Genomic DNA, 6,062 nt, shown 5'->3' on the forward strand with positions numbered 1-6,062 from the left:
GAAACGCCATGAGGGCTGCGACCGGCGCCGGGTCTCCACAACCGTTGGAGATGCTGTCGCTACTTCTCCGTGTCGGGGAATCCAGCGGCCAGGTCGGCCAGCCGCTCGATCGCGCCGGCAAGGTCCAGAAGGTGCTGCTCGGCTTCTGAACAGAAGAGCTTGGGCTCCGGCTGCGCCGAGAACGGCTGCCGCGCGGCTTCGCGCAACGCGCGGGCCATCGCGCTCAGGGTCGTGCCCGCCGCTTGGATGTGCGGCGCGCGGGAGCCGAGATCCGCACCTGCCGCGTGCGCCTCCCGCAACGCCCCCAGCACGCGTTGCAGGCCCGACGGGGAGAGGTTTCGAGTGGGGAGTAGATGGACATCAGCCATCGAGCCGCTCACGCCGCGCGGACCGAGCTGAGGAAGCGCGAGACCTCGGCCGCGAGGTGCTCGGACTGGCGCGACAGCCCGGAGGACGAGGCCAGCACTTGAGAGGCCGCGGCGCCGGTCTGTTCCGAGGCTTGGGCCACGCCCGCGATGTTGCTCGTCACCTCCGTCGTCCCGCTGGCAGCCTGAGCCACGTTGCGCACGATCTCCTGCGTGGCCGCGCCCTGCTGCTCCACCGCAGCCGCGATGCTCGTGGCCATGCCGCTGATCTCCCGGATCCGGCCGGCGATGCCGTCGATCGCCGAGGCCGCCTGATCCGTGACGCCCTGCACCTCTCCGATCTGACGTGCGATCTCCTCGGTCGCCTTGGCCGTCTGGTTGGCCAGCTCCTTCACCTCGGAGGCCACAACCGCGAAGCCGCGGCCCGCCTCGCCGGCCCGGGCCGCCTCGATGGTGGCGTTCAGGGCGAGCAGGTTGGTCTGGCCGGCGATGTTCGAGATCAGGCCGACCATGTCGCCGATCTTGGCAGATGTCGCTTTCAGTGCCTGGACGAGTTGACCCGTCTGATCGGCCTCGCCGACCGCCACCTGGGCCAATCCGGCCGAGCCCTGCACCTGCCGGCCGATCTCCTGAACCGAGGCTCCCAGCTCCTCGGCGGCGGCCGCCACGGTGCCGACGTTGGATGCGGCTTCCTCGGCCGCGGCCGCCACGGTGGTGGACTGCGAGGCCGTCTCGTTCGCGGTCGAGGTCATTTGCTGCGCGGTGGCCTGCAGCTCCGTGGCGGAGGACGAAACCATGCCGACGATACCGCCCACCGCACGCTCGAAGCCATCGGCGAGTTCCACCATGGTGCGCTTGCGCTCGACGGCGGCCGCCTCATCGGCGATGCGCCTGATCTCAGTCTGCTCGGCAGCCTTCTGCGCGACCATCGCCTTGATGCCCTCGACAGCCTTGCCGACGGCGCCGATCTCGTCGCCGCGCTTGGCTTCCTCGATCTCGGCCGCGATGTCGCCCTGCGCCATGCGCTGCAGCACCGCGACGAGGCTCCCGATCGGCCGCGTGATCCCGACGATCGCCACGAACGCGGCGGCCAGCAGACCAGCGAGCATGCCAAGTCCGCTGAACAGCATCAGGCTGTAGCGTGTGGCGTTGGTCTGATCGGTGAGCTCATCCGATTCCGTCTCCATCGCCGCGCCGATGTCGTCGCCGAGCTTGTTGCCCTCTTCCACTAGGACCGCGAAGGTCGGATCGATGGCGCGATGCACGAGCGCGATGGCTTCGGCGTTCTGGTTGGCCAAGCCGAGTCGACGGACCTCGGCGACGTCCTGGACGAACCGGTTCACGCGCGCGGTCTGATCCTCGATCCGGCTGGCAAACGCGGGGGCCTGCGCGCGCAGATTACCGAGCGTCTTCTTCATGACAGGAAGCGCGGACTCGAAGCCCGCATTGGCCGCCTTCATCTGGGCGTCCTCCGTCTCGGAAATGAGGCGATAGACCCAGTAGTTCAGTTCGAAGATCAGGCGGTTCACGCGCCGAGCGGACGCGACTCCCTTGGCTTCACGATTGATGAACGTGGAATAGGCGTGATCGATCTGTGTCATGCGCGATTGCGCGAACCAGACGCAGCCGCCGACGATCAGGCCGATGACGGCGACCACCGCAGTGAGCTTGGGCAGGATCTTTATATTCGAGAGCGCGGGCATGAGAGCATCCAATGACGTGGCGCTCATTACAGACCCAACTCATGATTATTTCAAAAACTTTCGGCTCGCGAACCGTACGGGCGTGACCAAGAATCTTCCTTTTTCCCGGATCTTCGGCGATGACGTGGCGCGCTCCGAGGACCATCAGGGACGGATGGAACGAATCCTCTCTTCGCGCCGAGCAGTCTTGGGAGGCCGGCCTCATCGAGACGCGGTCCGCTGAGTTTACCGGCCTGACGGATGCCTGCTGGTTCGACGTCTCGCTTGGAAGGGGTCTGGTGAACACCATCCCGCGCGGTCCTCAGCAAGCCTGCCCGCGCGCAGTCACGCGAGCGCCACCGGCAACTCGCTGATCTGCGTCGTGTAGCGCGGCGTGCGCATCTCGAACTTGGTGTTCCAGTCGCGGCGGTTTACCAGCCCGGCCCGCGCCGGCACGACCGCGCCCCGGCCCCAGCGCAGGTTGCACGCGTCCATCGCCGCCATCAGCGGCTCGGACCGCTCCCGGTCCAGCGCGCCGATCAGCGCCCGCGGGCTGTGCGACAGCGGCACGAGATCATTCGTGATGAGGCCGGCCTTCGAGTAGCGCCAGGGCCGCTCACCGGGCTCGCGCCACGTCTTCGCGACGCCGAGCCGGGCCGCCCTGATCAGCGCCAGCGAGTCGGACGTGTGCTCGGGCAAGCCGACCGTGGTCGAGGCTGAGCGCATCGGCGCGCCGTGGTCGTGCTCGCTGGTGTGATAGAAGACGGATACGTGGTTCGTGCCGAGGCCTTCGCGTCGGAGTTTCTCGCCGAGCCGCGTCGCGTGCGCCGCTACCGCCTCCTCGAGCACCGTCCGCTCGGTGATGCGGCTTGAGAACGAGCGGGTCACGGCGCATCCCTTGCGCCGAGCCGGCACCATCTCCAGCGGCAGGCAGGCGAGCCCGCGCAGTTCGTGGATGATGCGCTCGCCCACCACCGTCAGCCCCTTGCGCACCGGACGTGGGTCGAGGTCGCGCAGGTCCGCCACGCTCTCGACGCCCATCGCCTCCAGCTTGGCGAGGGATGCACGGCCGATGCCCCAGACCTCCGCGACCGCGACCCGGCACAACCAGTGTGCGTAGGCCACGGGATCGGTCAGGTCGCACACGCCGCCGAGCGCCGGCACCGTTTTGGCGACGTGGTTGGCGAGCTTCGCCAGCGTCTTCGTCGGGCCGATGCCGACGCAGGTCGGGATCCCGGTCCAGGCCCGCACCGTCGCGCGCAGATCCCGTGCGAGTTCGACCCGCAGGCCCGGCGCCACATCCGACAAGTTCAGGAAGCTCTCGTCGATGGAGTAGATCTCCACCTGCGGGCTGAACTGCCGATAGACCGCGTTCGTGCGCCCGCTCATGTCGCCGTAGAGCGTGTAGTTCGACGAGAACACGCGCACGCCCCGGACCCGGCATAGATCCCGGATCTTGAAATACGGGTCGCCCATCTTGATGCCGAGCGCCTTGGCCTCGGCCGTGCGGGCGATGGCGCAGCCGTCATTGTTCGAGAGCACGATCACCGGGACCGCGGCCAGCCGGGGATCGAACACGCGCTCGCACGAGCAGTAGAAGCTGTTGCCGTCGATCAGCGCGACGGCGCGGCCGCCGCCGATGCGGTCGCGCAGGCGGGCTTCGGGCGCACTCACGAGAGCTGCCCGCGCGCGACGTGCCAGCGGATCGAGAACCGGACCACGCCCCAGATGGCGCCCTCGCCGAACTCGTCGACCGCGAAGGCCGGCAGGTCCGGATTGCAGAAGGCCAACCGCGCGCCGTTGCCGTCGAGGACGAGACGCTTGCAGCTCATCTGCCCATCGATCGCCGCCACGACGATGCTGCCGTGGCCGGCCTTGAGGCTGCGGTCGACGCAGGCGAGGTCGCGGTCGTAGATGCCGGCACCCTCCATGGACGAGCCGGCGATGCGCCACAGGAAGGTGGCGGGCGGGTTCGGCACCAGCCAACGCGGCAGTTCCAGCGCGCTCTCCAGGAAATCGTCGGCGGGCGAGGGAAAGCCGGCGCACAGCGCCTGGCCGATCAGGGGCACGCGGACGGCGTCGGGGCTCTGGATCAGCAGTTCGTCGATCCGGTTGATGTGCACTCAGCGCTCCGCCATGCTAGAACGAACACAGAACAAACCCGATGCGCAGGCACGGTTCAACCGGCGGGTCCGCCCTTTGCGAAAGCTCCGGGGGACGGGTGTGGATAGGGTTCGGAAACGCGGGCGGTGGCGGCACCTTACGCCTTCCCTTGGAGAGGTCGGACGAAGATGGCGATGAAGACGGCATTCGTGGTGCAGCCGTTCGAGATCCACCGGAAGCGGCTTCGACCGGCCCGGCAGGAGCCCACGCAGACCGAGAGCGGCGCGATCAAGAAGGCTGAGAACCTGGCCAAGCGGATGCCGGGCGCGGCCGCGATCAGGGTCGTGGCGGACGATGAGACCGGCGAACTCGAAGCCGCGACCATCCTCGGCCAATGGGGCGAGGTGCCGGACGATTTCGCGGAAAGCCTGCAGGGCGCCTGAGCCGGGGATCACCAGCGATACGGGAGCGACGAGATGTCTGCCGTTCGGCGGGTCGGGAACTTCCTCCAGGTGCAGGACGGCGACGGCTGTCGGCACCTCCTGCGCGTGACCAGCGTCCAAGCGCTCAGCGACACGGACCTGATGCGCAATGAGACCTTCATCACAGCAGCGGGGCGCACCATCAGGGTGACGCAACCGCTCGACGAGATCGTGGAGCTCGTGGCGCCAGGAGAGCGAGCGGCGGGCGATAAGACCGAGGAGGCGTGGCCGTTCTAGGGATCAAAACTTGACGCTCGGCAGCCATCGTTGAACGTCCGAGCAGGGTGAGTTTTCGCGTCCCTGCAGACGAACGACGATTTTCTGAGCTGATGTCGGACTATCGATTATTGAAATATGCTGACTATTCAAGCTTAACGCCAAAACAAATTCCGCATTCAGTATGAAATTATATTATTTGAAAGTGAATATCTTCAATTCTTTAAAAATCCAAGCTTACCCTCATCAGGGCTATGACTGCATATTGCAAAATATAACACATCTGTAGCTGAAAGACCATGACAGCGAATACAGAAAATGATCAAACGACCATCAATCTGATCAACGATAGTAAAAAACTTCAATAGACGTTTGTATTATCCTGAAATTGCGTACCAAATAGGCAGTATCTTCCAGTCTTATTGCGCCCTGTAGCGGCCACGAAACAACGAACGTGGAAAACAGCAAAACACGGGCAATTGTTGAAAACCGTGATGGCGGTCTGTGCATCCGGGGCAGGTTGGAAGCGGGCCATACACAGCATCGAAGTTGAACCGCGGATCCAGCAGCGTCCCGAACACTCAGACTGGGACGCGGGGAGAGCGGCCAAGCGTCGTCCTGTGGGCGGGCCCGCCTTCAAGCACGGTCCGTCACCCGAAAAGCGTCTCGACCGCCTTGCCGCTGCTCGTTCGTGTTCGGCAGCGCCTAACCTCCGCGCACGGTGATACAGGTGCGTTGGCCGCCGGAAGCCGGCCTCACGAGATGCCGTATGTTCTCCAACCGCGGATCTGCACGCCGCGGTGATACACTTTAAAGTAGCAATCCGGTTTATATTGCAATCGATAACATACGATAAGATACCAAAATCGGATCATTGTTGGAACTGCCGACCCGGTCTCAGTCGTTTATGGCGCCTGGAACTGGAAGGTTGGTAGTCATGAGTACGGCCGTCGGCGTTCTGATCCTGGACGAACCGCGAGGCTTAGGCACGACTGTTCAGGCCACCCTGGAGCACATGCCGGATTTTCACACAATCGTGGAGGCGGATTTGGGTGGGGCCGATGCCCAGAATACGATTGCCCTGATCTTTGTCGACGAAATCCGGCTCGTGGACGTGATCGACCGCATCTTCAGCCTGAAGAAGCGCCAGCCGAACCTCCGCACGCTGGTGGCCTTCGGGGTCCTGTCCGCGGATGACCTGCGCGCCCTCTTGG

General features: G+C 65.1%; 6 protein-coding genes and 1 pseudogene. 3 read left to right on the forward strand and 4 right to left on the reverse strand.

All coding sequences use genetic code 11. From position 1 onward, the window contains the following. Window positions 1-59: 59 nt before the first annotated feature. The 4 genes from MKK82_RS09065 to MKK82_RS09080 form a co-directional block, all read right to left on the reverse strand. The gene (locus MKK82_RS09065; RefSeq protein WP_238291388.1) at window positions 60-368 is read right to left on the reverse strand and encodes a hypothetical protein; all 309 of its coding nucleotides are present in this window, start codon (window positions 366-368) and stop codon (window positions 60-62) included. A gap of 8 nt (window positions 369-376) precedes the next feature. Next, the gene (locus MKK82_RS09070; RefSeq protein WP_238291386.1) at window positions 377-2,068 is read right to left on the reverse strand and encodes a methyl-accepting chemotaxis protein; all 1,692 of its coding nucleotides are present in this window, start codon (window positions 2,066-2,068) and stop codon (window positions 377-379) included. Between the two features lie 324 nt (window positions 2,069-2,392). Next, window positions 2,393-3,721: a Y-family DNA polymerase gene (locus MKK82_RS09075; RefSeq protein WP_238291384.1), complete on the reverse strand. Its 1,329-nt coding sequence runs from the start codon at window positions 3,719-3,721 to the stop codon at window positions 2,393-2,395. Beyond that, entirely contained in the window at window positions 3,718-4,170 is a 453-nt protein-coding gene (locus tag MKK82_RS09080) for a LexA family protein (protein ID WP_238291382.1), read from the reverse strand. Before MKK82_RS09080 ends, MKK82_RS09075 begins: the two co-directional genes overlap by 4 nt. A 168-nt stretch (window positions 4,171-4,338) precedes the next feature. Here MKK82_RS09080 and MKK82_RS09085 point away from each other — a divergent pair, with 168 nt between their 5' ends. The 3 genes and pseudogenes from MKK82_RS09085 to MKK82_RS09095 form a co-directional block, all read left to right on the forward strand. Further along, window positions 4,339-4,593 (forward strand): hypothetical protein, encoded by a 255-nt coding sequence (locus tag MKK82_RS09085; RefSeq protein ID WP_238291381.1) that lies wholly within the window; start codon window positions 4,339-4,341, stop codon window positions 4,591-4,593. 33 nt (window positions 4,594-4,626) lie between these two features. Then, on the forward strand, window positions 4,627-4,869 hold the full coding sequence (locus MKK82_RS09090) for a hypothetical protein (RefSeq protein ID WP_238291380.1): 243 nt from the start codon (window positions 4,627-4,629) through the stop codon (window positions 4,867-4,869). 916 nt (window positions 4,870-5,785) lie between these two features. Continuing rightward, window positions 5,786-6,062 (forward strand): annotated as a pseudogene (locus MKK82_RS09095) (DNA-binding response regulator); the annotation flags it as partial.

It is taken from the genome of Methylobacterium sp. E-046 (assembly GCF_022829625.1).
In the GTDB taxonomy this organism is placed as follows: domain Bacteria; phylum Pseudomonadota; class Alphaproteobacteria; order Rhizobiales; family Beijerinckiaceae; genus Methylobacterium; species Methylobacterium longum.

Coding starts and splice junctions, on each gene's coding strand:
- MKK82_RS09065 (WP_238291388.1), bottom strand. CDS start 368: ATGGCTGATGTCCATCTACTCCCCACTCGAAACCTCTCCCCGTCGGGC.
- MKK82_RS09070 (WP_238291386.1), bottom strand. CDS start 2,068: ATGCCCGCGCTCTCGAATATAAAGATCCTGCCCAAGCTCACTGCGGTG.
- MKK82_RS09085 (WP_238291381.1), top strand. CDS start 4,339: ATGGCGATGAAGACGGCATTCGTGGTGCAGCCGTTCGAGATCCACCGG.
- MKK82_RS09090 (WP_238291380.1), top strand. CDS start 4,627: ATGTCTGCCGTTCGGCGGGTCGGGAACTTCCTCCAGGTGCAGGACGGC.